The following is a 24,342-nucleotide window of genomic DNA, read 5'->3' on the forward strand; positions in this document are numbered from 1 at the left end:
CGTCCCCGCTGGTCAGGGCAATTGGGCCCGTGCGACGAGAGGTTGGAGCAGTATGTCGGACGACGCCGAGGCCGATGCGGTCTTCGCGCATCCCGCTGTCGCCCCCGAGGCCACCGCTGCATACGGCGATCACCCCGACCAGATCATGGACTTTTACGCGCCGCACGACGGCGAGGGGACGGCCGCCACGGCCCCTCTCGTCGTCGTGCTGCACGGCGGAGTCTGGCGCGAGCGGTACGACCGGCAGCACATCGCCCCGTTCGCGGGCTTCCTGGCCCGCCGGGGCTTCGCGGTGGCCAACGTCGAATACCGGCGCGGTGGGGTGGAGCCGGGCAGCGCCGGTCGCTGCCCGGACACCCTCGATGACGTCGCCGCCGCCCTCGACGCGCTCCCCGGGCTGGTGGCGAGCCACCTGCCGCGGGCCGATCTGCGGCGCACGGTCGTCACCGGTCACTCCGCGGGCGGCCACCTCGCCCTCTGGGCGGCAGCGCGTCACGTGCTCCCGCCGGAGGCGCCGTGGCACCGCTCCACGCCGCCGTTCCGCGGGGTGGTGGCGCTGGCGCCGATCGCGCACTTCGGCGTCGCGCGGGAGCTGAAGGTGTGCGGGGGCGCGGTGGAGCAGTTCCTCGGCGACAGCGGGAACGAGGCGTGGACGGATCCGGCGGTGCTGCTGCCCACCGGCATCGCGACCACGGTGATCCAGGGCCGGGCCGACGAAACCGTCCCGCCGCAGGTCACCGAGGCGTATGCGGACGCGGCGGCCAAGGAGGGCGAACCGCCCGGGCTGACGCTGCTCGACGGGGTGGGCCACTTCGCGCTGATCGATCCGGCCGCCGACGCCTGTGCGGTGGTCGCCGCGGAAATCGAGCAGCTGGCCTGGTAGCCCGGTTCGTCCCCGGTGTAGTCATCTGCGTAGACCCAGGTCAGCCCCGCTTCGGGCCTGGTAGTCCCTGAGACGGACCCCGCAGGATCAGCATCAGTACGGACGACCGCCACCCGCCGGGCGCCTACCGTTCTGTATGTGACCGAGACCAAGACCCACAGCCCCGAGTACCGGCTGGCGCAGGGCGCCCTGGCGGGGCTCCGCCAGGACCTCTTCACGGACGCCTTCGCCTACCGTCCGCTGGCGCCGATGCGGACGGACGGGCCGATCACCCGGCGGTTGCCCGGCCGGATACGGACCGGCGCCGGATGGGCCCCGCACGCCGTGGTGCTGGGCGTGGCCCTGTTCACGCTGCTGCTCACGTACACGACGGGGGGCGGCACACTGACTCTGCTGTCGGCCCTGCTGCTGGCGGGCGCCGTGGCGATGACTCTGGTCAGGCCGGTCGGCGCCTGGTGGACGGTATTGGTGGCCACCCCGGTGAGCTGGGTGATCGGCAGCTCGTCCGAGGGCTGGCCCTGGCCGCCCGGCGCGTTCCTGGCCCATCTCACGGTGGTGACGGTGGTCGCGGCCAGGAGCCGGCCGCGTACCGCTGGGTGGATGTGGCTGGGCACGGCGGTGTACGGGATGTTCGCGGGAGCGCTGCACAACTCCTTCGATACCGACACCCTGGAAATGCTGTTCTTCGCCGCCGTCGCTCTGCTGATCACCACCACGGTGCAGGTCCGCCGGGAGGCGAAGCACGAGGTCACGGTGCAGCGGACGGTCACCGCCATCGAGCGGGACAAGCGCACACTGCTCGAGGAGCGCACCACCATCGCCCGTGAGCTGCACGACGTGGTCGCCCACCACATGTCGGTGGTGGCCATCCAGGCGGAGGCGGCGCCCTACCGGGTGACCGACCCGCCGCCGGAGCTGACCAAGTCCTTCGAGGTGATCAGGGAGAACGCGGTCGCCGCCCTGACCGAACTCCGCCGGGTGCTCGGTGTCGTACGGGCGGAGGATTACGAGGCCCCCGACGCCCCGCAGCCCACCCTCGCCGAGCTCGAGGGCCTGCTCGCGAATGTGCGCAGTGCGGGCCTGAACGTCGAGAAGACGGTGACCGGCGCGGTGCGGGAGCTGCCGCAGGGCGTCGAGCTGTCGGCGTACCGCATCGTCCAGGAGGCCCTGAGCAACGCACTGCGCCACGCGCCGGGCGCCGAGGCGCGGGTGGAGGTGGCCTACGTGCTCGGCGGCATCGGCCTGCGGGTGGTGAACGGCCCACCCCGGGGCCTCGTGAAGCCTTCTCCAGGGGCCGGGCACGGCCTCACCGGGATGCGGGAGCGGGTCACCATGCTGAACGGCGAGCTGACGGCCGAGCCCACCGACGACGGTGGCTTCGAGGTCGCCGCGTTCCTTCCGGTGCGGCGTTCCACCGAGGAGTCCGGATGACCGCGCGGACCGAGGGCGCAGCCGCCACGGGCGGAACCATCAGGGTGCTCGTCGTCGACGACCAGATGATGGTCCGGGAGGGTTTCTCCGTCCTGCTCAACGCGATGCCCGGCATCGAGGTCATCGGCGAGGCGGTTGACGGCCGGCAGGCCATCGCCCAGGTCGCGGCCCTGCGCCCCGACGTGGTGCTGATGGACATCCGGATGCCCGAGCTCAACGGCATCGAGGCGACCCGCGAGATCGTGGCGGCCGACTCGGCGGCGAAGGTGCTGGTCCTGACGACCTTCGACCTCGACGAGTACGTCTATCAGGCCTTGCGGGCCGGTGCCTCCGGCTTCCTCCTCAAGGACGCGTCGGCGCGCCAGCTGGCCGACGGCGTGCGGGTGGTGGCGTCCGGCGAGGCCCTGCTCGCGCCCACCGTCACGAAGCGGCTGATCTCCGAGTTCTCCCGGCTCTCGGACACCCCCAGGCAGCCCTCGCTCACCCAGCTCGGCGATCTCACGGAGCGCGAGACCGAGGTGCTCGTGCTGATCGCGCAGGGCCTGTCGAACGCCGAGATCGCCTCCCGGCTGGTGGTCGCCGAGTCGACGATCAAGACGCATGTGAGCCGGATCCTGGTGAAGCTGAGCCTGCGCGACCGGACCCAGGCGGCGGTCTTCGCGTACGAGACGGGGCTGGTCAGGCCGGGGTGATGATCACTAGTGGGGGTGACTGCTGCCTGTTTTCGGCTCGCTCCGTTACAGGCACGCCACACTGGTGCTCACACAGAAGGGGGTGCACCATGACGCTTATGGCAGAGCGCACGTCGCAGATGACGGTCGAGGAATTCGAGAAGATCGCCGCGTTCGCCGCTGTGGAGTCCGACGCCTTCAGGCCGGAATTCATCAACGGGCGGATCGAGGACAAGGGCGTGCCGGACGGGGATCACAACGAGATCGGGATGTGGCTGCAGGGAGTCTGTATGCAGCACCGGCCCGAATGGGGGCTGTACGGCAGCGACCAGGGTTTGAAGGTCGAGTCGTACCGCAACGGCCGGGCGCGTCCGGACGGCACACTCGCGCGGCGCGGGAATTTCGCCGGACAGGGAGAGTGGGCGGAGCCGGACGGTGTGCTGATGACGGTCAAGATCACCTCGTTCGACTCCGACACCGACCGGCGCGACCGCAAGGAAAAGCCCGCCGCGTACGCCGCAGCGGGCATCCCCGTCTACCTGCTGATCGACCGTGACGCCTGCACCGTCACCGTGTTCAGCGAGCCGGACCCGGACGGTGCCGGCTACCGCGACTCGCACGCCGTGGCGTTCGGCGAGCAGCTGGCGCTGCCCGACCCGGTGGGCTTCGAGCTCGAAACCGAAATTCTCAACACGTACGTACGCTGACCATCGGAACTTTCGCTGAGCCGCCGCGCCTGACCGGAGGCGGCTCAGCCGCTCATGTCCCGCCGCCGCAGCCCCGCCACTCCCGCGGCCACCAGCCCCGCCGCGATCAGCAGCAGCACCAGCACCGGTGTCCAGGCCATCTCCCCGCCGGGCAGCTTCGGCAGTTGCCCGAACGGTGACAGGTCCATCACCGCCTGCGGCAGTTTCAGGGCCGGCCCGAGCCACCCGAGCGCCAGCACCAGCCCGGCCACCGCCCAGGCCCCGACGGCGGCCCGCGGCACCGCCCCGTACAGCAGGACCGTGAGGCCGCCGAGCACCCAGATCGCCGGGAGCTGGACCAGTGCGGCGCCGATGACCGCGGCCGGGTCGTGTCCGTAGCCCACAGCGAGGCCGATGCCGCCCGCCAGCATGACGGCCGCCGATCCGGCGAAGGCGATGACCAGGTGGCCGCCGGCCCAGCGCAGCCGCCCGACCGGGGCGGCCAGCACCGGCTCGGCGCGCTGCGAGGTTTCCTCGGCGTGCAGCCGCAGCACCGAGGCGACGATGTGCAGCGCGGCGACCATGCCGAGCACGCCGACCATCGCGGCGAGGAACGCGTCGGTCAGCCCGGACTGTCCACCCATCCGCTCGAAGATCTCCCGGGCACCCTCGTTGTCGCCGACCAGGTCGCCGGCGCCGTCGGTGATCCCGCCGAAGACGACTCCGGCGATCAGGAAGCCGGCGCTCCAGCCGTAGACGCTGCCCCGCTGGAGCCGCCAGGCCAGCGCGCCGGCCGTACCGATGGTGCCCCGGGCCGGCCCGGGACGGGCCGGCAGGAAACTCATGCCGATGTCCCGGCGCCCGGTCAGTGCGTACGCCAGCACAGCCTGCACGGTGATGGCGGCCGCCAGGACCAGCAACACCCACCAGCGCTCGGTCGCGTAGGCCCGTACGTTCTCGGCCCAGCCGATCGGTGACAGCCAGGTCAGCACGGACGAGCCCGCGTCCGCTGTGGCGTCCCCCGCGGCCTTCAGTACGAACGCGGCCCCGATGACCGCCGCGGTGAGGCCCTTCGCGGCGCGGGCGCTGTCGGTGAGCTGCGCCGCGATCGCGGCGGTACAGGCGAAGAGCATCCCGACGCCCGCGACGACGAGCCCCACCGCCACCGAACCGGCGCCGGGCTGACCGGAGCCGACGAGTCCGGCGGCGGTGACCGCGGCCAGCGCCGTGTTGGCGGTCAGTGCGGTCAGCAGGGCGGCTGTCAGCGGCGCCGGCCGCGCCACCATCGCCGAGGAGAGCAGCTCCTGCCGACCTGTCTCCTCTTCCTCCCTGGTGTGCCGTACGACGATGATCAGGCTCATCACGGCGGCCAGCGCGGAACCGAAGCCGGTCATGCGCCAGGCGGTGAGTCCGCCCACCGATTCGCTGAACACCGGCCCGTACAACGCGCGCAGCGAGCTGTTGATGCTCATCGAGTGGGCCAGGTCGGCACGTTGGGCCGCGGTTGCGTACAGCGAGGCGAAGGAACGGGCGACGGAGGAGAAGGAGCCGCCGAGCAGCAGCGCCCACACCGGGATCATGACCCGGTCCCGACGCAGCGCCAGCCGCAACAGCGTGCCGGTGCCCGCGAACCGGCGCGGACCGCCGACCGCCCGCAGAGGAGCCGCCACGGCGGTCATCGCGCCACCGCCGCCGTGCTGCCGGTGGTGCTGTCGTCGGAGCTGCCGGCTGCGCCGTCCACCGTGTAGTGCCGCAGGAACAGCTCCTCCAGGGTGGGCGGTGTGCTGGTCAGTGACCGCACCCCCGAGGTGCTGAGCGACTTGAGCACCGCGTCCAGCATCGCGGATTCGACCTGCAGCCGGACCCGGTTGCCCCGCACATCGAGGTCGTGCACGCCGGGCAGCCGGTCGAGACCGTCGGGTGCACCGGTCAGTTCGGCGGTGATGCTGGTCCGGGTGAGATGCCGCAGTTCGCTCAGCGAGCCGGTCTCCACGGTCCGTCCCTTGCGGATGATGCTGACCCGGTCGCACAGCGACTCGATCTCGCTCAGCAGGTGGCTGGAGAGCAGCACGGTCCGTCCCCGGTCGCGTTCCTCGGCGACGCACTGCTGGAAGACCTCCTCCATCAGCGGGTCGAGCCCCGAGGTCGGCTCGTCCAGGATCAGCAGGTCGACGTCCGATGCGAACGCCGCGACCAGAGCGACCTTCTGCCGGTTGCCCGTGGAGTACGTCCGCCCCTTCTTGGTCGGGTCCAGCTCGAACCGCTCGATGAGCGTGGTCCGTCGGGCCGGGTCGAGGCCGCCGCGCAGCCGTCCGCACAGGTCGATGACCTCGCCCCCGCTGAGATTCCGCCACAGGGTGACATCGCCCGGTACGTAGGCGATGCGCCGGTGCAGCTGCACGGCGTCCTTCCACGGGTCCCGGCCCAGCAGTTGCGCCGCGCCCGAGTCGGCGCGCAGCAGTCCGAGCAGTACCCGGATGGTCGTGGACTTCCCGGACCCGTTGGGGCCGAGGAAGCCATGGACCTCGCCTGCCTCGACGGTGAGGTCGAGGCCGTCCAGCGCCTGCGTCCGGCCGAACGACTTGTGCAGTCCGGCGACGGTGATTGCCTTGGTCATTTTTCTGAAGCTACAGTGATTTCACAAACTTGTGAAGTTAAGGAAACGTATAAACTTGCCGTGGTGCCACCAGTTGGGGAGATGATCGGGCGATGACGACGAACGACGCGCAGCCGCAGGAGCGGGCCGGCCGGGAGGCGGCGGTGGACCGCTTCATCGAGCGTTTCGCCGCGCAGCTCGTCGAGGCCGGTATGCAGCGGATGCCGTCCCGTATCTTCGCCGCGCTGCTCGCGTCCGACACCGGTGCGCTGACCTCCGCCGAACTGGGCGAACGGCTGCAGATCAGCCCCGCCGCGGTCTCCGGCGCCGTGCGGTACCTGACCCAGGTCAACATGGTCACCCGCGAACGCGAACCGGGCTCACGCCGGGACCGTTTCCGGGTGCACAGCAACCAGTGGTACGAGGCGCTGACCAGTCGCGACATGGTGCTCAAGCGGTGGGAGAGCGCTTTGCGGGAGGGCGTCGCGAGCCTCGGCACGGAGTCCCCGGCGGGGCGCCGGCTGGCTGAGACGCTGGCCTTCTTCGAGTTCCTGGACGGCGAGTTGGCAGCGCTGATGGAACGCTGGCGGGTGCACCGGGACAAGCACTTCGGATGAGCCGGGGAGCCGCGCCTCACCCCGTCGGCAGCGTCAGTCCCCACGCACCCGCCCGGACCCGCCAGGTCCGGGTCCGCACCGGGCCGGTGACCACGCCGTCCCGCCGGTAGCGGAAGTCCGGCCCGGAGACCGTCACGGCCAGCGCCTCGGCCATCACCTGGCGTCCCGACGACATCACGACGGCCACCTCCGCCTTGCCGGCACCGCTCCGGGAGGACACCGTCACGGCGGAGAGCAGCTCGTCGAGGTCGGTGAGGAGCGCCCCGTCGGCTTCCACCCGCAACCGGTGCACCGCAGCGGGTGCGCTGGGCGGTGCCGGGCGGACCAGGGTCCGCACCAGGGAACGGCAGGTGGTCCAGACGGACGGCGGGGCGAACCGGTCGGCGCCCACCTGGCCGGGGACCGCCCCGGTCGCGGGACCTGCCGGGATCCGCAGATCGCCGAGCACCACACCGTCGCTTTCGTCGACCAGCAGGTCCAGCCAGCGGACGTCCCCGTCCAGTACCGAGCGGGCGGCGGCGACCGCCCCCACCGGGACGCCGAGCGACCGCGCGACCTCCAGGGCAGACGGAGGACCGACCGGGACCAGCGACAGGGCGCGGCGGGCCCGGTTCCGCTCCCGGTGCAGCAGGGTCACCGCGCGCAGCAGGGCCCGGTCGTCGCCGACCACCACCAGGCGCCGGTTGCCCCGCCGGGCGAGCGCCCGCGCGAACTCCTCGGGCCCGTCCGGCAGGCACACTTTGGTGTGCGCGCCGGCGCTCAACACGTCCTTCGTGATCCGTACCGACTCGCCGTCCGCGCGCCGGGCGACCGGGTCGATGACCACCAGCAGCTGGCGCTCGGTGCTCGCTGCGGGATCTGGAGCCGACACCTCGGTCCTTCCTCGGGTAGCATCTTTGTGCAAGAGCCCCTTGCGCTATTGCGCCAGGGGCTTCGTCTATTCCGGGGCAGCCGGTCCGACGTTCGGGTATCGGCGCACGACACACGTGCGCCCCCTGACCTTGGACATGCCCCGCCCGGAAGGGGTGTACGCCTGTGCCCGCACTTGTGCTGCTCGGTGCTCAGTGGGGTGACGAGGGCAAGGGAAAGGCCACCGACCTCCTCGGTGGATCCGTGGATTACGTGGTGCGCTACCAGGGCGGCAACAATGCCGGCCACACGGTCGTCGTAGGCGACCAGAAGTATGCGCTCCACCTCCTCCCTTCCGGAATCCTCACACCGGAGTGCACTCCGGTGATCGGAAACGGAGTCGTCGTCGACCCAGCGGTCCTGCTCTCCGAGCTGAGCGGACTCAATGAGCGCGGCGTCGATACGTCCAAGCTCCTGATCAGCGGTAACGCTCATCTGATCACGCCGTACCACACCACCGTGGACAAGGTGACGGAGCGGTTCCTCGGCAAGCGGAAGATCGGCACCACCGGCCGGGGCATCGGCCCGGCCTACGCCGACAAGATCAATCGCGTCGGCATCCGCGTCCAGGACCTCTACGACGAGTCGATCCTCGTGCAGAAGGTCGAGGCCGCGCTCGACGGCAAGAACCAGATGCTCGCCAAGCTCTACAACCGGCGGGCCATAGAGTCCGGCCAGATCGTCGAGGAGCTCCTCGGCTACGGCGAGCAGATCGAGCAGTACGTCGCGGACACCGCGCTCGTCCTGAACAACGCGCTCGACGCCGGCAAGGTCGTCCTGATGGAAGGCGGCCAGGGCACCCTGCTGGACGTCGACCACGGCACGTACCCCTTCGTCACCTCGTCGAACCCGACCTCCGGCGGCGCCTGCACCGGCACCGGCGTCGGCCCGACGAAGATCAGCCGGGTGATCGGCATCCTCAAGGCCTACACCACCCGGGTGGGCGCGGGCCCGTTCCCGACCGAGCTCTTCGACGAGGACGGCGACAAGCTGCGCTCGATCGGCCGCGAGTACGGCGTCACCACCGGCCGGGACCGCCGCTGCGGCTGGTTCGACGCGGTCATCGCGCGGTATGCGACCCGGGTCAACGGCCTCACCGACTTCTTCCTCACCAAGCTCGACATCCTGACGGGCTGGGAGCAGATCCCGGTGTGTGTGGCGTACGAGATCGACGGCAAGCGCGTCGAAGAGCTCCCGTTCAGCCAGACCGACTTCCACCACGCGAAGCCGGTGTACGAGTACCTGCCGGGCTGGACCGAGGACATCACCAAGGCGAAGACCTTCGCCGACCTGCCGAAGAACGCGCAGGCCTACGTGAAGGCCCTCGAGGACATGTCCGGCGCGCCGATCTCGGCGATCGGCGTGGGCCCGGGCCGCACCGAGACGATCCAGATCAACTCGTTCGTCTGACCCGCGGCACGCGGCACGCAGCAGGACACGGCGCCCCGGCAGATCCGTCTGCCGGGGCGTTCCGTTACCGCTTCACCTATCGCTTCACCGCGCGCAGGATCACGAACTTCGGATCGCTGGTCACCACCTGCGCGTTGCCGAAGATCCGGCGCAGCGTCACGTGGTAGCCGAGGTGCCGGTTCCCGACCACCCACAGTTCGCCGCCCTGCCGCAGCGCCTCGTGTGCACCGGTGAACATCCGCCGGGACGTCTGGTCACTCATCGCCTGGTGGGTGTGGAACGGCGGGTTGTTCAGTACGAGGTCCACCGAACCCGGCGCCACATCGGCGAGCGCGTCGCCCACCCGGAACTCGGCCTTCGCGTCGGGGCCGGTGTTCTTCCGGAAGGTGGCCTCCGCGGACGCCACCGCCTGGAACGACTCGTCGGTGAACACCACTTCGGCCTCGGGGTTGGCGAGTGCGGCGGCCGTGCCGACGACGCCGTTGCCGCAGCCCAGGTCCACCACCCGCTCCGGGCCCCGGCGCCGGGGCAGGTGCGGCAGGAAGAAACGGGTGCCGATGTCGAGGCGTTCGGCGCAGAAGATCCCGGCGTGGTTGACGACGGTCCGGCCCGAGGCGATGCCGACCCCGTCGGGCAGCTCGTAACTGCGCGGCCAGGGGCTCGGGGTGGGTGCGATGGCCTGATCGGGCGTGCAGAAGATCAGCCGGGCCTTCTTGACCGCGAGGGACGTCCTGGTCGGCCCCAGAATCCGCTCGAACAGGTTGAGGGTGGAGGTGTGGATCTCTTTCACCATCCCGGTGCCCACCACCACGGTTCCGGCGTGCACGGCCGGCGCGATCCGGTGCAGCTGGTCCTCCAGCAGCGCCAGGCTCTTCGGCACCCGCACGATCAGCACGTCGACCCGCTCCGGTGGGGCGTCCCGGGTGGACAGCAGTTGCACCGCGCCGCGCGGGACGTCGTTGCGCGCCAGATTGGCCCAGGTCGCCTCCTGCGCCAGGAAGGAGTCGGTGATCTGTACGAGTTCCGGCCCCTCCGGGACCGCTTTCCGCTCGCGGGACGCGGCGAGCGCGGTGGTCAGCGCGCCCCAGCGGTCGCCGATCACCGCGACGTCTCCGGTGACCGGCGTCTCGCTCGTGTCGAGGTGCTGCAGCAGGTAGTCGTCGGCGGCGTCCCAGGCGCGCAACTGGTCGCGGGGGTCCTCGGGGAAGCGGGTGAGGGCGAGCGTGCCTGATGAGGTCGGCAAATGGTTCATTGCCGGTCAGGCTAGTCGCCTCACTGAGCGAACGTCGTCTCGGCCAGTTTCTGGAACTCGCCCAGGTCGTAGTTGGCCAGGGCCGAATCGAGGTTGGTGAGGGCGCCGAGGTGTTCCACGAAGCCCTGGGGGTCGTACTCGATCTGGAGCGTGACCCGGCTCGACGTGTCGGTGAGGCGGTGGAAGGTGACCACACCGGCGTGATGCACACCTTCGGTGGTTCGCCAGGCGATCCGGTCCTCCGGCACGACCTCGGTGAGCTCGGCGACGAAGTTCTTGTCCGCGCCCGGGAGGGAGAGCTGCCAGGCGAAGCGGCGCCCGTCGATCGGCTCGACGAGCCGCACATGGCTCAGAAACGCCGGCCAGCGGGTGACATCGCTCCACAGGGCATAACTCACGGCGACCGGGGCGTTGATGTCCACGGTCTCGACCAGCGATGACGACATGAGGTCACTCCTCTTCGGTCTCTTCGTGTCTTCCGTCCCGCGTCCGGCTACCCGGAGAGTCGTCGGCCACACGACAAGCCGGCGGCCGGAAACGGGACGGAACCGGCCGGCTGCGGGCCCCGGGTACCGGACCCCCGTCAGTGCGTCTTCGGCGACGCGATGGTGCCGCGTACCGCAGCGGTCGTCTCCGCCGGCGCGGCCAGCGTGGCCATGACGTCCGAGAGCCGTTCCAGCACCCGTACCGTCTCCGCGAACTGCTCCGGGCCCAGCGCGCGGGAGAGCCGCCCGGCCAGCTCCGCATGACCGGGTGCGATCTCCTGCACGGCGGTCCGCCCCGCGTCCGTGGGGCGGAGGAGTTTGGCGCGGCGGTGCGCCGGGTTCGGCAGGTACTCGGCGAGCCCCTGGGCCGCCAGCAGGTCGGCGACGCGCTGCACGCTCTGCCGGGTGATGCCCATGGCCCGGGCGATCCCGGCGACCGACAGCGGCTCGTGCAGTACGGCGCCGAGCACCTGCCACCGGGCCGCGGTCAACCCGGCCGGGCGGGCCAACTCCTCCGACACGGCGAGGAACTGACCATTCAGCCGGAATACCCCGACAGCGGTCCTGCTGAGCGCTTCGCGGTCTGCTGCGTCCCGGTCTGCTGCGCGGTCCGTTGCCGCCCGGTTCATGAACTCAGTACCTGGTACGCGGCGGGGTCCGAGTCGTGGAAGAGCCGGTACCAGGCGTCCAGTTTCTCCGGCCCGTACACCCCGAGCCGCCCGAAGATCTCCCGGCCGAACGCGACCGGCTCGGTGGGCCCCGCCGTGATCAGGTCGCCGTCGGTGACGGCATCCGCCTCGACGTACCGCTCGCCGCCGCCGTAGCCGGTGGCGGCGAGATAGGAGGAGACCGCGCTGGTGTGCGCCCGCTCGTCAAGCAGCCCCTCCCGGGCCAGACCGACGGTCGCCCCGCAGATCGCGGCGACCGGCACACCCGCGTCCAGGAAGGTGCGCGCCGTACGGGCGAAGGGGGCCAGTTCGTCGCCCGCGTCCCAGAGGTCGGACCCCGCCAGGATCAGCAGGGCGCTGTCCTCGGGGCGCACGGAGTCGAGGGTCAGATCAGGCTGGATCCGGAGCCCACCGAGGGTGGTGACGGGATCGAGGGTGGGACCGACGGTCCGGACGGTATAGCCGTTGCGGACGAGATAGGCGGTGGTGTGGCCGGTTTCCCAGTCGGCGAAAGCGGGATAGACGGCGAGATGTGCGGTTCTGCTGGGCATGACGTGCTCCTCGGTGCTCGAACCGGTGCTCGACTCGGGGTTCGACGCCACGGCGACCGGCTCGTGCGGCGCTTATGACAGCATACTGTCATCATGGCGGCAGCGCGCATGCGGACGGTGGTCCGGCGGGGCCGGGCCGCCGGACCGCAGTGAGCCTGCGCAGAAGGCGACATTCTGCCGACCATTCCCGCCGAGGCCGTACACGATGGCCATGTCCGTCCCCACCTGCGGTTCCCTACGCTGGAACGCATGACCCCTCAGATCCAGCAGCCCGATCCCCGGACAGGTGCGGCCGTCAAAGCCGCCGACCGCGCGCATGTGTTCCACTCCTGGTCCGCCCAGGACCTGATCGACCCGCTCGCCGTCGCCGGCGCCGAAGGGTCGTACTTCTGGGACTACGACGGCAACCGGTACCTCGACTTCTCCAGCGGCCTGGTCTTCACCAACATCGGCTACCAGCACCCGAAGGTCGTCGCCGCGATCCAGGAGCAGGCGGCCCGGATGACGACCTTCGCGCCCGCCTTCGCCATCGAGTCGCGCTCCGAGGCCGCACGCCTCATCGCCGAGCGCACCCCCGGCGACCTCGACAAGATCTTCTTCACCAACGGTGGCGCCGAAGCGGTCGAGAACGCGGTCCGGATGGCCCGGCTGCACACCGGCCGGACCAAGGTGCTGAGCGCCTACCGCTCGTACCACGGTGCCACCGCCGCCGCGATCAACCTCACCGGTGACCCGCGCCGCTGGCCCTCCGACACCGCGTCCGCCGGGGTCGTGCACTTCTGGGCGCCGTTCCTCTACCGCTCGCCCTTCCACGCGAGCACCGAGGCCGAGGAGAGCGCCCGCGCCCTCCAGCACCTTGAGGACACCATCGCGTTCGAGGGCCCGCAGTCCATCGCGGCGATCATTCTCGAGACCATCCCGGGCACTGCGGGCATCATGCCGCCGCCGCCCGGTTACCTCGCGGGCGTCCGGGAGATCTGCGACCGCTACGGCATCGTCTTCATCCTCGACGAGGTGATGGCGGGCTTCGGCCGGACCGGTACGTGGTTCGCGGCCGGGCTGTTCGGCGTCACGCCCGACCTGCTGACCTTCGCCAAGGGCGTCAACTCGGGTTACGTACCGCTGGGCGGCGTGGCGATCTCCGCCGAGATCGCCGAGACCTTCGCCCGGCGGCCCTACCCGGGCGGTCTCACCTACTCCGGCCACCCGCTGGCCTGCGCGGCCGCCGTCGCGACCATCCGGGCGATGGAGGACGAGGACATCGTCGGCCACGCGGCCCGCCTCGGCACGGACCTCTTCGGCCCCGGACTGACGGAGCTCGCGGCCCGGCACCCCTCGGTCGGCGAGGTCCGCGGCGTCGGCGCGTTCTGGGCCCTGGAACTCGTACGGAACCCGGAGACGCGGGAGCCGCTGGTGCCCTACAACGCGACGGGCACGGACGCCGCGCCGATGGCGGCGTTCGGTGCGGCCGCGAAGGCGCGGGGCCTGTGGCCGTTCATCAACATGAACCGGACCCACGTGGTGCCGGCCTGCAACATCTCCGAGCCGGAGGCGAAGGAGGGGCTGGCCGTGCTGGACGAGGCGTTGTCGGTGGCGGACGAGTATGTGAGCGCGTAGCGGGGCGGGGGGTGCTGGTCCGGGGACCGGGGCAGAGCCCCGAAAGGCCCCGCGCAGCCGATGAGTCCGGGCCGCCACGAGAGTCTCCCTTCCGACCGCACTCAGAGAAGGTGGACCGATGCCCGACCTGCACAGCACCCTCACCCAGCACGTCCGCAGCGGATCGCTGCCGGGCGCCGTCGCCCTGGTGGCTCGCCCCGACCGTGTGGAGGCGGAAGCCGTCGGCTCCGTCGACATGGAGGGCACGGCGCCCATGGCACGGGACTCGATCTTCCGCATCGCCTCGATCACCAAGCCCATCGTCGCCGCGGCGGTCATGGCCCTGGTCGAGGACGGCCGCATCGCACTGGACGACCCGATCGGGAAGTGGCTGCCGGAGCTGGCGTCGCCGATGGTCGTACGCACGCCGGCCGGGCCGCTCGACGACGTGGTCCCGGCGGCCCGGCCGATCACCGTCTTCGACCTGCTCACCTTCCGGGCCGGCTACGGCTTCCCTTCGGACTTCTCGCTGCCGGCGGTCGCCCCGCTGTTCAGCGAGCTGAAGCAGGGGCCGCCGGAGCCGCAGCACGTCGCGGAGCCGGACACCTGGATGGCGGTGCTGTCCCGCATCCCCATGCTGCATCAGCCGGGCGACGCCTGGCTCTACAACGCCTGCTCCGACATCCAGGGCGTACTGATCGCCAGGGTCTCGGGCCGTCCGCTGCCCGAGTTCCTGGCCGAGCGGTTCTTCGAGCCGCTCGGGATGGCCGACACCGCGTTCGCGGTGCCCGCCGACAAGCTCGACCGCTTCACCGGGTACTACCGGCCGGATCCGGCCGGCGGTCTGCGCAGCGTCGATGCCCCCGACGGTCAGTGGAGCAGCCTCCCGGTGTTCCCGTCCGGTGCCGGCGGTCTGGTCTCGACCGCCGACGACTGGCACGCCTTCGGGAGGATGCTGCTGGCCGGGGGCACGGCCGCCGACGGCCGCAGGCTGCTGTCGCCGGAGTCGGTGCGGCTGATGACCACCGATCACCTGACCCGGGCCCAGCGGTCGGCGGGCCAACTGTTCCTGGAGGGCCAGGGCTGGGGGTTCGGCGGCGCGGTCGACATCGAGACCGTCGATCCCTGGAACGTGCCGGGACGTTATGGCTGGGTCGGCGGCACCGGAACGGCGGCGCACATCATCCCGGCCACCGGCACGGTGACCGTGCTGCTCACCCAGGTGGAACTGACCGGCCCGACCCCCACACCCCTCATGCGGGACTTCTGGCGTTACGCGGCCGGCGCCTGAGCCGGCGGGTCACCTCCGCTCCGATCACGGTCCGCGCCCGTCCCGGAAACCGCCCCCGTGCCCCGTCGTAGGGTGTGCGGAGTCGGACGAGGGGAAGGCCCACCATGCCCGCGAGCGGAGCGGTCACCCGCAGTACCCTGCGGCAGCAGATCGCGGATGCGCTGCGTGACGAAGTACTCGCGGGGCGTCTGCAGCCGGGTGAGGAATTCACCGTCAAACAGATCGCCGAGGGATACGGGGTCTCCGCCACCCCGGTCCGGGAGGCGCTGGTGGATCTCTCCGCGCAGGGGCTGCTCGACTCCGACCAGCACAAGGGGTTCCGGGTCCACGAGTTCTCGGTCGACGACTACTGCGGCATGGTCGAGGCGCGCTCGCTGGTCGTGGACGGCATCTTCCGGAACCTGACGCACCGGGGGGTCTGCCGGGAGCCGCTGCTGTCCGTACGCCGCCGGGCCGAGGAGGCCGGACAGGCCAGCAGGTCCGGGAACCTGGACATTCTCATCGGCTACGACCTGCGGTTCTGGCGGGAACTCGCCGCGCTCACCGGCAACCGTTACATCGCCGACTTCCTGCACCGGCTGCGGGTGCAGTGCTGGGTCTTCGCCGTGCCGTACCTGCGCGGGCGCACCGACCTCTCGGACGGGCTGTGGCAGGGGCACGAGCAACTGGCCGACGCGGTGGTCCACGGGGACGCCGACACCGCGCACGCGGTGATCAGGGAGTCGAACGCGCACGGTCTCGCCTGGGCGAAGAAGCTGAGAGATCTGACCACGCCCGGCCGGCCGGGCGAGTGACCGCGGTGGGAGACGCAGCCAGGGGAGATGCGGCCGTGGCGGCGGTGCAGCTGTCCGTCATCGTGCCCGCGTACAACGAGGAAGGGCGGCTGCGTCCCACTCTGGACGCCATCCGGGGCCACCTCGACGGCCACCCGGGCGGCTGGGAACTCATCGTCGTGGACGACGGCTCGTCCGACGGCACGGCTCGAATCGCCGGCCGGGCAGCGGCGGCCGACGCCCGCATCCGGCTGGTCAGCAGCCCGGCGAACCGCGGCAAGGGGCATGCGCTCCGGCTCGGCGTGGCCGCGTCCGCCGGAGAGCGCGTACTGGTCACCGACGCCGACCTGGCGACCCCGATCGAGGAACTCGACCGGCTCACCAAGGAACTCGACACCGGTCACGACGCGGCGGTCGGCTCACGCGCCCACCCGGAATCGCGGGTCGAGGTGCACCAGCGGCGGCTGCGCGAGTGGCTGGGCCGGATGGGCAACCGCCTCATACAGGCCGTCGCCGTCCCCGGTATCCGGGACACCCAGTGCGGGTTCAAACTGCTGGACGGGGACAAGGCGCGGGAGGCGTTCGCCGACGCCCGGCTCGACGGCTGGGGAATCGACGTCGAGATCCTGCAGTACTTCCGCCGACAGGGCTGGCCGGTCGCCGAGGTCCCGGTGCGCTGGGCGCACCAGGAGGGTTCCAAGGTCGGGCCGCTCGACTATCTGCGGGTGCTCGGCGAACTGGCACAGCTGAAGACCCGCGCGCTACGGCGGGTCGACCTGGTGGTCTGCGGACTCTTCCTGCTCGCTTCGGTCCTGCTCTACAAGAACCTCTGGGCGGACCTGGGGCACGGCTACCTCGCCGACTCGCTGCAGGACCAGAACCAGTGGGAGTGGTTCTTCGCGGCCACCGCGGACAACGTCGCGCATCTGCACAACCCGCTCTTCACCGCCGCGCAGAACTACCCGGCCGGGGTGAACCTGATGGGCAACACCCCGATGCTGGGGCTCTCCATCCCGCTCGCCCCGGTGACCCTGGCGCTCGGCCCGACCGTGACCTGGGCACTGGTGCTGACCGGCGGTCTGGCCGCGACGGCGGTGGCCTGGTACTGGCTGATCGCCAAGCGCCTGGTGCGCAACCGCTGGGCGGCCGCGCTGGGTGCGGGGCTGGCCGCGTTCGCCCCGCCGATGATCTCGCACGGCAACGCGCACCCCAATTTCCTGGTGCTCTTCATGATCCCGGTGATCATCGACCGGGCGCTGCGGCTCTGCGCGGGAGAGTCCGTCGTACGGGACGGGGTGCTGCTGGGCCTCTTCGCGACCTACCAGATCTTCCTCGGCGAAGAGCCCTTCCTGCTGGCCTCGATCGGCATGCTGCTCTTCGCACCGTGGTACGCCCTGGCCCGCCGGGACGTGGCCCGGGCCGCGGCCCGCCCGCTGCTCCAGGGGCTGGGCGTCGCGGCGCTGACCGCGCTGCCGCTGGTCGCGTACCCGCTGTACTGGCAGTTCTTCGGCCCGCAGAGCTACCACAGCGTGCTGCACGGCGACAACGCCGGCAACAGCCCACGGGCGCTGCTCGAATTCTCCGGCCGGTCCCTTTTCGGCAGCGATACGACGGCGGACCCGCTGGCGCTGAACCGGACCGAGGAGAACGCCTTCTACGGCTGGCCGCTGGCGGCGCTGGCCTTCGCGATCACCGTACGGCTGTGGCGGCACGCCCTGGTCAAGGCCCTGGCCTGCACCGCGGTGGCCGCGGCGGTGCTCTCGCTGGGGCAGAAGATCCGTATCCCGTACACCGATGTGGTGTTCCCCGGCCCCTGGCGGGCGCTGGCCCACCGGCCGCTCTTCGACTCGGTGATCGAGGGCCGGGTCGCGATGATCTGCGCCCCCGCGCTCGGCATGCTGATCGCCCTGGCGGCCGACCGACTGGTCCGCGCCCCGGTCCATGGGTACCGGATCGTGGGCCTGGCGGCGGTGGCCGCCGCCCTGCTGCCGATCGTGCCGACCCCGTACCCCGTCCAGGCGCGCCCCGATGTGCCGGCCTTCATCGCCGACGGCATGTGGAAGCAGTACGTCGCCCCCGGGGAGTCGGTGGTCCCGGTCCCGCTGCCCGACCCGGGCAGCGCGGAGGCCCTGCACTGGCAGTCGGCCACCGGCATGGACTTCCCGGTGCCGGGCGGTTATTTCAACGGGCCGTGGGGCCCGGACCGTATCGGTATCTACGGGGCGTCACCCCGCTACACCTCCAATCTCTTCCACGACGTCCGCTACGGCGGCAAGGTGCCGGAGATCGGCGCCCAGTGGCGGGCACAGGCGCGGTACGACCTGGCGTACTGGAAGGCGGGGGTGGTCGTGATTCCGCCCGAGGACAACGACGCGGCGCTGTACGTCACGGTGGAGAAGCTGCTGGGACGCCCCGGCAAGCAGGTCGGTGGGGCGTGGATCTGGCCGGTGGGCAAGGGCAGCTGACCACGGTGTCGACCGGGGTCTTCGCGCAGCGTGCGCGGCGGACTACGCTGGTGCGACGAGCCCGCTCGGGGGGTGACCCCCGAACCCCGCTAGGAGCACCGTTGGCCTGTGACCTGTGGCTTGTCCCCCTCGTCGATGTGCTGTGCCACAGCCCTGACAACCCCTTCGCGGAAGAGATAGCCGGCTACGACCAGGCCCTCGGCGCCGCCGGCCTGCCCTCCGTACCGGTCTTCGCCTACATGCCCGGCCTCGCGGGAGACGTCGCCCCCGTCGCGGGCTTCGACTACGACGCGCTGCACTTTCTGCGGCGTGCGTACCTGCTGAAGATGTGCGGTCTCGAGGTCGCACCGGTCGACGCACTCGGCGGCGACTACGAACAGCTCCTGGAGATGTTCGAGGCCACGGCCCAGCAGTCGCACCTGGTCTGGCACTACGATCACGCCGGCGCCTACGTCCCGGTCGACTTCGCCGCTCCCCTCTCCAACGACGACCTGCTGGCGGGCGGTGGTCCGCTGGGCTCGACCCAGGGCCTGCTGCGCGAACTCGCGTTCGTCGCCCCGTCGATCGGCATCGACCCCGCCAACCCACCGGCTGCACCGGAGCCGCCGGAGCGGCCCACGACGTTGGAGGAACCAGCGGGGGCGGCGCCCGTGGAGGGCGGGCCCTTTGGGCGGGAGCGGCATGTCTGGCTGGGGTTGCACGCGGCTGCTACGCGGAGCCTGGGGCAGGGGTCGATGATCGTCTTCAGCTGAGCGGTGGGGGGCGGTGCCTGCGGCGCTGCTCCCCTGGAGTTGGCTGAGCTATCCGGATATCGCTCAGCTATCGGGGCGTGCCGCTGAGCTGTGCAGCTGACGCCAGCCGCATTCAAGCCCGTCCGGCGATTGAGGACCCGGGGCTCGGGGGCGGCGCCCCCGGTTCGGGAAGGGGCGGGGAGAAGGCCCGCCGCAGGCGCTACCGCGGGGGCGAGTCCGGCGGCCGCTGCCGCGGCATGTGGGGGCGGGTCAGCACCGTGGACACCCCCCGCCCCGACAACGGCTCCGCATCCGCCCGAGCCACCCCCACCCGCACACCCGCCGGCACGGACCCCACCCGGAACCCCACCATCCACTCCACCGTCTCCCCCTGCACCAGCTCCGTCACGTCCTCGGCGAACCGCCGCAGCACCCCCAGGCACCGCTCGGCCGCCTCACTCGCCGTGCCCTCCGCGGGGCCCAGCACCTCGCGCACGCTCTCCGAGGCCCAGTCGAACTGGAGGGACTGCAGGCGTCGCTGCACGGCCTGTGCGGTGGCCACGTCCCGCATCCACCCGGCGGTCAGGCCGAACCAGCGGTCGCAGGCCGCGCAGGCGGCTCCGCCGAGCAGCGCCAGATAGCCCCAGGGGGCGGCGCCGTCCCAGCCGGCCGCCAGGTCGAGGAGCGGCAGCGCGGCCCCGGCCAGGCCACCGGCTGCCGTGCCGAGCCGTAACGCCCGGGCTCCGCGGCGCTTCCAGCGGCGGTCCGCGAGGTACCAGCGGGCCGTTCGCAGCGCGTCCGTCTCCACGAAGCGGTACAGCTCGTCGAGGCGCACGGCAGGCTGCGCCCAGTCGCCGTGCGGGAACGGCTGCCCGGCCAGATCGGGCCCTGTAACGGCAGCCGAGGCGGGCCCGGGCCCCGGCCCGGGCGCGGCCCCCCGCCGTCCGGTGTTCTCCTCGGGCTGTGGCATGTCCGGGTGGCCCACCAGCCTCCCCCCTCCGTGACGTACGGTGCGCGCGTGGCTACCGCGGCGCCCGTTCTTCCTACCGCCGAATGGTGGGTCCTGGCGCCGTTATGGCGGGGTCAACCCGCGGAAGTAGCCTGTGATCAGGTAATGGAGTCCGCGCGTCTCACCCGAAAGAGTTGGTCCCCTCGGGTTTCCCCGGGTATCCATCCGGCTTCCTCAGGTCTTCCCGGGCGGGGCGCGGTGCGCCCGGCGACCACGTAGGCTCGTTTCACCGGGGAGTGCCCGTGGCAGCCCCCGGAGAAGTGCCCGTCAGAACGTCGTCGAACAGCCTCGGAGTGACCCGTGATTCCCGGTGGTGGCCAGCCCGACATGCAGCAGTTGCTTCAGCAGGCCCAGAAGATGCAGCAGGACCTCGCGCAGGCGCAGGAGGAACTGGCGAGGACCGAGGTCGAGGGGCAGGCCGGCGGCGGCCTTGTCAAGGCGACCGTCACCGGCTCCGGTGAGCTGCGCGGCCTGGTGATCGACCCGAAGGCGGTCGATCCGGAGGACACCGAGACCCTCGCGGACCTGGTCGTCGCCGCGGTCCAGGCCGCCAACGAGAACGCGTCCGTGCTGCAGCAGCAGAAGCTCGGTCCGCTGGCCCAGGGGCTCGGCGGCATGCCGGGTCTCGGTATGTGAGGACGGCGACGTGAGGACAGCGACGTTCCAGGGGTGCTGAGGGAACCTCCCAGCAACTACCGTACGTTTCAGAGCAGAACGAGAGGCGCTCCGTGTACGAAGGCGTGGTTCAGGACCTCATCGACGAATTGGGCAGGCTGCCCGGCGTCGGTCCCAAGAGCGCGCAGCGGATCGCCTTCCACATCCTCCAGGCTGAGCCGACCGACGTCCGACGCCTCGCGCACGCGCTGCTCGAGGTGAAGGACAAGGTCCGGTTCTGTTCGGTGTGCGGCAATGTGGCGCAGGCGGAACTCTGCGGCATCTGCCGGGACACCCGGCGCGACCTGACGATCATCTGTGTCGTCGAGGAACCCAAGGACGTCGTCGCGGTCGAACGCACCCGGGAGTTCCGCGGCCGCTATCACGTGCTCGGTGGCGCCATCAGCCCCATCGAGGGCGTCGGCCCCGACGATCTGCGCATCCGTGAACTGCTGGCCAGGCTCGCGGACGGCAGCATCACCGAGCTCATCCTGGCGACCGATCCGAACCTGGAGGGGGAGGCCACGGCGACGTACCTCGCCCGCATGATCAAGCCCATGGGTTTGAAGGTCACACGACTGGCCAGTGGTCTACCTGTCGGGGGAGACCTGGAATATGCGGACGAGGTAACGCTCGGCCGTGCCTTTGAGGGGAGACGACTACTCGATGTCTGACGCCACGCTGAATGAGGTCAGAGAGGACCCGAACGACTTCGCGGTGCAGATCGCCGACCAGGTCGAGTCCTTCATCGTCGCCGTCACCGAAGTGGCGAAGGGCGACGAGCCGGACAGTGCGGTCCCCTTCCTGCTCCTGGAGATCTCCCAGCTGCTGCTGGCCGGCGGCCGTCTCGGCGCCCACGAGGACATCCTCCCGGCCGACCGCTACGAGCCGGACCTCGGTCCCGAGCCGGACGCGGACGACCTGCGGGAGCGTTTCGCGGCGCTGCTCGAACCGATCGACGTCTACTCCGAGCTCTTCGACCCCTACGAGCCGCGCACGGCGCCGGTGCCGCGCCGCATCAGTGATGACCTCGCGGACCTCGTCACCGACCTCCGCCACGGCATGGCCCACTACCGTGCGGGCCGGGTCACCGAGGCGATGTGGTGGTGGCAGTTCTCCTACTTCTCCAACTGGGGCTCCACCGCGTCGGCGGCCCTGCGCGCCCTGCAGTCCCTGGTGTCCCACGTCCGCCTCGACCAGCCGCTCCCGGCGCTCGACGGCCTGGACACGGACCAGGACCTGAGCGAGGAGGCGCTGGCCGAGGAGGCGGGGAAGGTGATGGTCGAGGAGATCGGCGGACAGCTGGGGCTGGGCCGGGCCTGAGTCGTGCCGGGCGTTCACTCGACGGTGGCATTCCGGTTGTCTGGCGACCAGGCCAGGCCCGTGTGCGCCCACTGGTGACCGAGACCACCGCCCTCGGCACCGCACCGGTCGCGGGCCCGGCACTCCGCCCGGCCTGCCGCCCGCGAGGTCGTACTGCCCCCGCTGTCCCTGGCGGAACTGTCGGCGCTTCCGGAGTTGGCGACGCTGCCGGAACGTGCGGAACCGGCGGCGCTTCCGTGGTCCGCCGGGACGCCGCACTGGTTGCTGCGCAAGGTGTACGAAACCAGCGCCGGGCCCCGCTGTTCGCCCTCGAACTGATCCGCGCCGTGGCCACCGTGCCGGAGCCGCCCGCCGGCGGGATCTACCGCAAGGCCGGCGTCCGCTCCCGCACTGAACTGGGCGTACTGCCGCACCAACCCGCCGCGCACCAGCCCGCCGCGCACCGGCCGCCGGGAGTGGTCACGCCGCGGGGCAGCCCGGTGCGACCACCCGGATTCGTACGCGGCGACGACCGCACGCGCGTGGTCCGGGTCCCGGGTGGTGCGGACGGTCACGCCGACTCCCGTACCACCAGCTCCGGTTCGAAGATGACCGACGTCACCGGCAGGTCAGGATGCTCGATGCGTTCCTGCAACAGCCGCGCCATCTCCGCCGCCATGTCCTCAACCGGCTGCCGCACGGTGGTGAGCGGCGGCCGGCACGTCCGGGCCGTCGAACCGTCGTCGACGCCCACCACCGCGACATCCTCGGGTACCCGCTTGCCGTGCTCCCGCAGGACCAGGCACGCGCCCTGTGCCATCAGGTCGTTGGCGGCGAACACCCCGTCCAGGTCCGGGTTTTCGCCGAGCAGCCGGGCCATCGCCCGCTCCCCGCCGTGCTGTGTGAAGTCACCCTCGGCCGCCGGGACGTACGGGTGGCCATGGCGCGCCAGGGCGTCCCGGAACCCTAGGAGCCGCTCGCGTCCGGCCGAAACGCCTTGCGGACCGGCAATGCTGACGAGGCGTCGGCAGCCCCGGTCCAGCAGATGCGCCACCGCCAGCTCCGCCCCGTCCCGGTGGGCCAGGTCCACATAGCTGAGCGGCACCGTCCCGGTCGGCCGGGCGAACAGCACGGCGGGCAGCCCGGCCGCCGCGAACATCCCGGGCAGCGGGTCCTCCCCATGCGTGGACACGATCAGCGCGCCGTCGGCGCTGCCCTGCCGCAGGTACGTGACCACCTGGTCGCGGGCGTCCGACGTCTCGGCGAACATCAGCACCGGGTGCATCGACCGGGGCCGCAGATACCCGACCACTCCGGCGGCCACCCGCCCGAAGAACGGGTCGGCGAAGATCCGTGAGGCGAAGGCGTTCTGCTCGGCCTCCGAGGCGTCACCGGCCCCGGAAACCACCAGGGCGATGGTTTCGGCGCGCCGGGTCACCAGGGCCCGGGCGGCACGGTTCGGCGTATAGCCGGTCGCGGCCACCGCATCGCGTACGGCCTGCTGGATGGCCGGGTCCACGTTGCGGATGCCGTTGATGACCCGCGAGACGGTCGCGCGGGACACGCCGGCGGCACGCGCCACGTCTTCCAGGGTGGGCATGGCAGCCGGCGCCACGGTCTCTCTGCTCATGGACGCACTGTAGTGGGAGATGATGGAGAGCGCTCTCCCCGTGCTCTTCGCGCCGTTCTCCCCGCCGGGTGGCGGAGCGTCAGGTTCCGCAGGCAGGCGACGCCGTTCGGGCGATGTGACGTGCCGTCCTACGAGTGAATATCTGTACCCACGGAACCCGTTGAGCCCAGCCATCACCCCCTTGCGCCCTCCCGGATGGCGGGGCGTCAGATTCCGTTTGATGGTGAGGACGTCGCCACTGCGAACCGATGAGCCGACGAACCGTCAGCCTTCGTGGTCGTGACGAAAGGATCCTTCCCCATGCGCACTACCCGCACGTTGCTCGCTTCGGCCGCCATCACCGCGGCGCTCGCCATCTCGACCCCTGCTGCGTATGCCCTGTCCTTCTCCGGCACGCCGGCTTCGGATGGCGGTTCGTCCTCCAGCAGCGACCACCGTGACCACTCCGGCCAGGACCAGGGTGACCAGGACCAGTCCGCCGGCAGTGACACCGGCCGCGGCGACCACGACAACGCCCGGCCGCACGGTGGTATGCACACCGGTGGTGGCGCTCTCGCCATGATCAAGGGGGACGACGGGAACTCGGACCAGGGTGCCGAGGACCAGGCCGGCCGTGACCACCACGGCCGTGGTGACGGCGACAACGCCCGGCCGCACGGTGGTATGCACACCGGTGGTGGCGCTCTCGCCATGATCAAGGGGGACGACGGGAACTCGGACCAGGGCGCCGAG

The 24,342-nt window shown here is 71.2% G+C and carries 24 protein-coding genes and 1 pseudogene; 15 read left to right on the plus strand and 10 right to left on the minus strand.

Going from position 1 to position 24,342, the window contains the following annotated elements:
• The first annotated feature begins 52 nt into the window (after positions 1-52).
• From AB0M87_RS24930 to AB0M87_RS24945, 4 genes are all read left to right on the plus strand, one after another.
• Positions 53-883: an alpha/beta hydrolase gene (locus AB0M87_RS24930; RefSeq protein ID WP_365856558.1), complete on the plus strand. Its 831-nt coding sequence runs from the start codon at positions 53-55 to the stop codon at positions 881-883.
• Between the two features lie 138 nt (positions 884-1,021).
• The gene (locus tag AB0M87_RS24935) at positions 1,022-2,314 is read left to right on the plus strand and encodes a histidine kinase (RefSeq protein WP_365856560.1); all 1,293 of its coding nucleotides are present in this window, start codon (positions 1,022-1,024) and stop codon (positions 2,312-2,314) included.
• Positions 2,311-3,006 (plus strand): response regulator transcription factor, encoded by a 696-nt coding sequence (locus AB0M87_RS24940; protein ID WP_365856562.1) that lies wholly within the window; start codon positions 2,311-2,313, stop codon positions 3,004-3,006. Before AB0M87_RS24935 ends, AB0M87_RS24940 begins: the two co-directional genes overlap by 4 nt.
• Positions 3,007-3,095: 89 nt before the next feature.
• The gene (locus AB0M87_RS24945; RefSeq protein WP_365856564.1) at positions 3,096-3,692 is read left to right on the plus strand and encodes a Uma2 family endonuclease; all 597 of its coding nucleotides are present in this window, start codon (positions 3,096-3,098) and stop codon (positions 3,690-3,692) included.
• A gap of 44 nt (positions 3,693-3,736) precedes the next feature.
• On the opposite strand, the gene AB0M87_RS24950 is transcribed toward AB0M87_RS24945, so the two are convergent.
• Together AB0M87_RS24950 and AB0M87_RS24955 are read right to left on the minus strand one after the other, a co-directional pair.
• Positions 3,737-5,350, minus strand: a complete 1,614-nt coding sequence (locus AB0M87_RS24950) for an ABC transporter permease (protein ID WP_365856566.1) — start codon at positions 5,348-5,350, stop codon at positions 3,737-3,739.
• A complete protein-coding gene (locus tag AB0M87_RS24955) occupies positions 5,347-6,288 on the minus strand; it encodes an ABC transporter ATP-binding protein (RefSeq protein WP_365856568.1) in 942 nt (313 codons plus the stop codon). The genes AB0M87_RS24950 and AB0M87_RS24955 overlap by 4 nt, the downstream gene beginning before the upstream one ends.
• 92 nt (positions 6,289-6,380) lie before the next feature.
• Here AB0M87_RS24955 and AB0M87_RS24960 point away from each other — a divergent pair, with 92 nt between their 5' ends.
• Complete coding sequence (locus tag AB0M87_RS24960) at positions 6,381-6,884, plus strand: MarR family transcriptional regulator (protein WP_365856570.1); 504 nt, start codon at positions 6,381-6,383, stop codon at positions 6,882-6,884.
• Positions 6,885-6,900: 16 nt separating this feature from the next.
• Here AB0M87_RS24960 and AB0M87_RS24965 read toward each other — a convergent pair whose 3' ends face one another.
• Positions 6,901-7,755 carry a diacylglycerol kinase gene (locus AB0M87_RS24965; RefSeq protein ID WP_365856572.1) on the minus strand — a complete coding sequence of 285 codons (855 nt, stop codon included), beginning with the start codon at positions 7,753-7,755 and terminating at the stop codon, positions 6,901-6,903.
• A gap of 164 nt (positions 7,756-7,919) precedes the next feature.
• Here AB0M87_RS24965 and AB0M87_RS24970 point away from each other — a divergent pair, with 164 nt between their 5' ends.
• On the plus strand, positions 7,920-9,203 hold the full coding sequence (locus tag AB0M87_RS24970; RefSeq protein WP_365856575.1) for an adenylosuccinate synthase: 1,284 nt from the start codon (positions 7,920-7,922) through the stop codon (positions 9,201-9,203).
• Between the two features lie 76 nt (positions 9,204-9,279).
• Here AB0M87_RS24970 and AB0M87_RS24975 read toward each other — a convergent pair whose 3' ends face one another.
• The 4 genes from AB0M87_RS24975 to AB0M87_RS24990 form a co-directional block, all read right to left on the minus strand.
• A complete protein-coding gene (locus tag AB0M87_RS24975) occupies positions 9,280-10,455 on the minus strand; it encodes a methyltransferase (RefSeq protein WP_365856577.1) in 1,176 nt (391 codons plus the stop codon).
• Positions 10,456-10,475: 20 nt separating this feature from the next.
• The gene (locus AB0M87_RS24980) at positions 10,476-10,901 is read right to left on the minus strand and encodes an SRPBCC family protein (protein ID WP_365856579.1); all 426 of its coding nucleotides are present in this window, start codon (positions 10,899-10,901) and stop codon (positions 10,476-10,478) included.
• A gap of 137 nt (positions 10,902-11,038) precedes the next feature.
• Positions 11,039-11,569, minus strand: coding sequence for a MarR family transcriptional regulator (locus AB0M87_RS24985; RefSeq protein ID WP_365856581.1), 531 nt, complete (start codon positions 11,567-11,569; stop codon positions 11,039-11,041).
• Positions 11,566-12,159 carry a type 1 glutamine amidotransferase family protein gene (locus tag AB0M87_RS24990; RefSeq protein ID WP_365856583.1) on the minus strand — a complete coding sequence of 198 codons (594 nt, stop codon included), beginning with the start codon at positions 12,157-12,159 and terminating at the stop codon, positions 11,566-11,568. Before AB0M87_RS24990 ends, AB0M87_RS24985 begins: the two co-directional genes overlap by 4 nt.
• A 249-nt stretch (positions 12,160-12,408) precedes the next feature.
• Here AB0M87_RS24990 and AB0M87_RS24995 point away from each other — a divergent pair, with 249 nt between their 5' ends.
• The 5 genes from AB0M87_RS24995 to AB0M87_RS25015 all read left to right on the plus strand — a co-directional run bounded on the left by AB0M87_RS24995 (position 12,409) and on the right by AB0M87_RS25015 (position 19,036).
• Positions 12,409-13,776 carry an aspartate aminotransferase family protein gene (locus AB0M87_RS24995; RefSeq protein WP_365856585.1) on the plus strand — a complete coding sequence of 456 codons (1,368 nt, stop codon included), beginning with the start codon at positions 12,409-12,411 and terminating at the stop codon, positions 13,774-13,776.
• Positions 13,777-13,894: 118 nt separating this feature from the next.
• Positions 13,895-15,046, plus strand: coding sequence for a serine hydrolase domain-containing protein (locus AB0M87_RS25000; protein ID WP_365856587.1), 1,152 nt, complete (start codon positions 13,895-13,897; stop codon positions 15,044-15,046).
• Between the two features lie 104 nt (positions 15,047-15,150).
• Complete coding sequence (locus tag AB0M87_RS25005; protein WP_365856589.1) at positions 15,151-15,840, plus strand: GntR family transcriptional regulator; 690 nt, start codon at positions 15,151-15,153, stop codon at positions 15,838-15,840.
• Between the two features lie 35 nt (positions 15,841-15,875).
• Positions 15,876-18,284, plus strand: a complete 2,409-nt coding sequence (locus AB0M87_RS25010) for a dolichyl-phosphate beta-glucosyltransferase (protein WP_365856591.1) — start codon at positions 15,876-15,878, stop codon at positions 18,282-18,284.
• Between the two features lie 101 nt (positions 18,285-18,385).
• Positions 18,386-19,036 (plus strand): hypothetical protein, encoded by a 651-nt coding sequence (locus AB0M87_RS25015; RefSeq protein ID WP_365856593.1) that lies wholly within the window; start codon positions 18,386-18,388, stop codon positions 19,034-19,036.
• 199 nt (positions 19,037-19,235) lie between these two features.
• Here the strand turns inward: AB0M87_RS25015 and AB0M87_RS25020 are convergent, their stop codons facing one another.
• Entirely contained in the window at positions 19,236-20,000 is a 765-nt protein-coding gene (locus AB0M87_RS25020; RefSeq protein ID WP_365856595.1) for an SLATT domain-containing protein, read from the minus strand.
• 324 nt (positions 20,001-20,324) lie between these two features.
• On the opposite strand from AB0M87_RS25020, the gene AB0M87_RS25025 reads away from it, so the two are divergent.
• The 3 genes from AB0M87_RS25025 (at position 20,325) to AB0M87_RS25035 (ending at position 22,001) form a co-directional block, all read left to right on the plus strand.
• The gene (locus AB0M87_RS25025; RefSeq protein ID WP_365856597.1) at positions 20,325-20,660 is read left to right on the plus strand and encodes a YbaB/EbfC family nucleoid-associated protein; all 336 of its coding nucleotides are present in this window, start codon (positions 20,325-20,327) and stop codon (positions 20,658-20,660) included.
• Between the two features lie 92 nt (positions 20,661-20,752).
• Complete coding sequence (gene recR / locus AB0M87_RS25030) at positions 20,753-21,352, plus strand: recombination mediator RecR (RefSeq protein ID WP_365856599.1); 600 nt, start codon at positions 20,753-20,755, stop codon at positions 21,350-21,352.
• Positions 21,345-22,001, plus strand: a complete 657-nt coding sequence (locus AB0M87_RS25035) for a DUF5063 domain-containing protein (protein WP_365856601.1) — start codon at positions 21,345-21,347, stop codon at positions 21,999-22,001. The genes recR and AB0M87_RS25035 overlap by 8 nt, the downstream gene beginning before the upstream one ends.
• Before the next feature lie 14 nt (positions 22,002-22,015).
• Here AB0M87_RS25035 and AB0M87_RS25040 read toward each other — a convergent pair whose 3' ends face one another.
• Positions 22,016-22,555: a hypothetical protein gene (locus AB0M87_RS25040; protein WP_365856603.1), complete on the minus strand. Its 540-nt coding sequence runs from the start codon at positions 22,553-22,555 to the stop codon at positions 22,016-22,018.
• A complete protein-coding gene (locus AB0M87_RS25045; protein ID WP_365856605.1) occupies positions 22,552-23,610 on the minus strand; it encodes a LacI family DNA-binding transcriptional regulator in 1,059 nt (352 codons plus the stop codon). The genes AB0M87_RS25040 and AB0M87_RS25045 overlap by 4 nt, the downstream gene beginning before the upstream one ends.
• 300 nt (positions 23,611-23,910) lie before the next feature.
• On the opposite strand from AB0M87_RS25045, the pseudogene AB0M87_RS25050 reads away from it, so the two are divergent.
• A pseudogene (locus AB0M87_RS25050) lies at positions 23,911-24,342 on the plus strand (hypothetical protein); the annotation flags it as partial.

It is taken from the genome of Streptomyces sp. NPDC051320, from assembly GCF_040682175.1.
GTDB lineage: Bacteria > Actinomycetota > Actinomycetes > Streptomycetales > Streptomycetaceae > Streptomyces.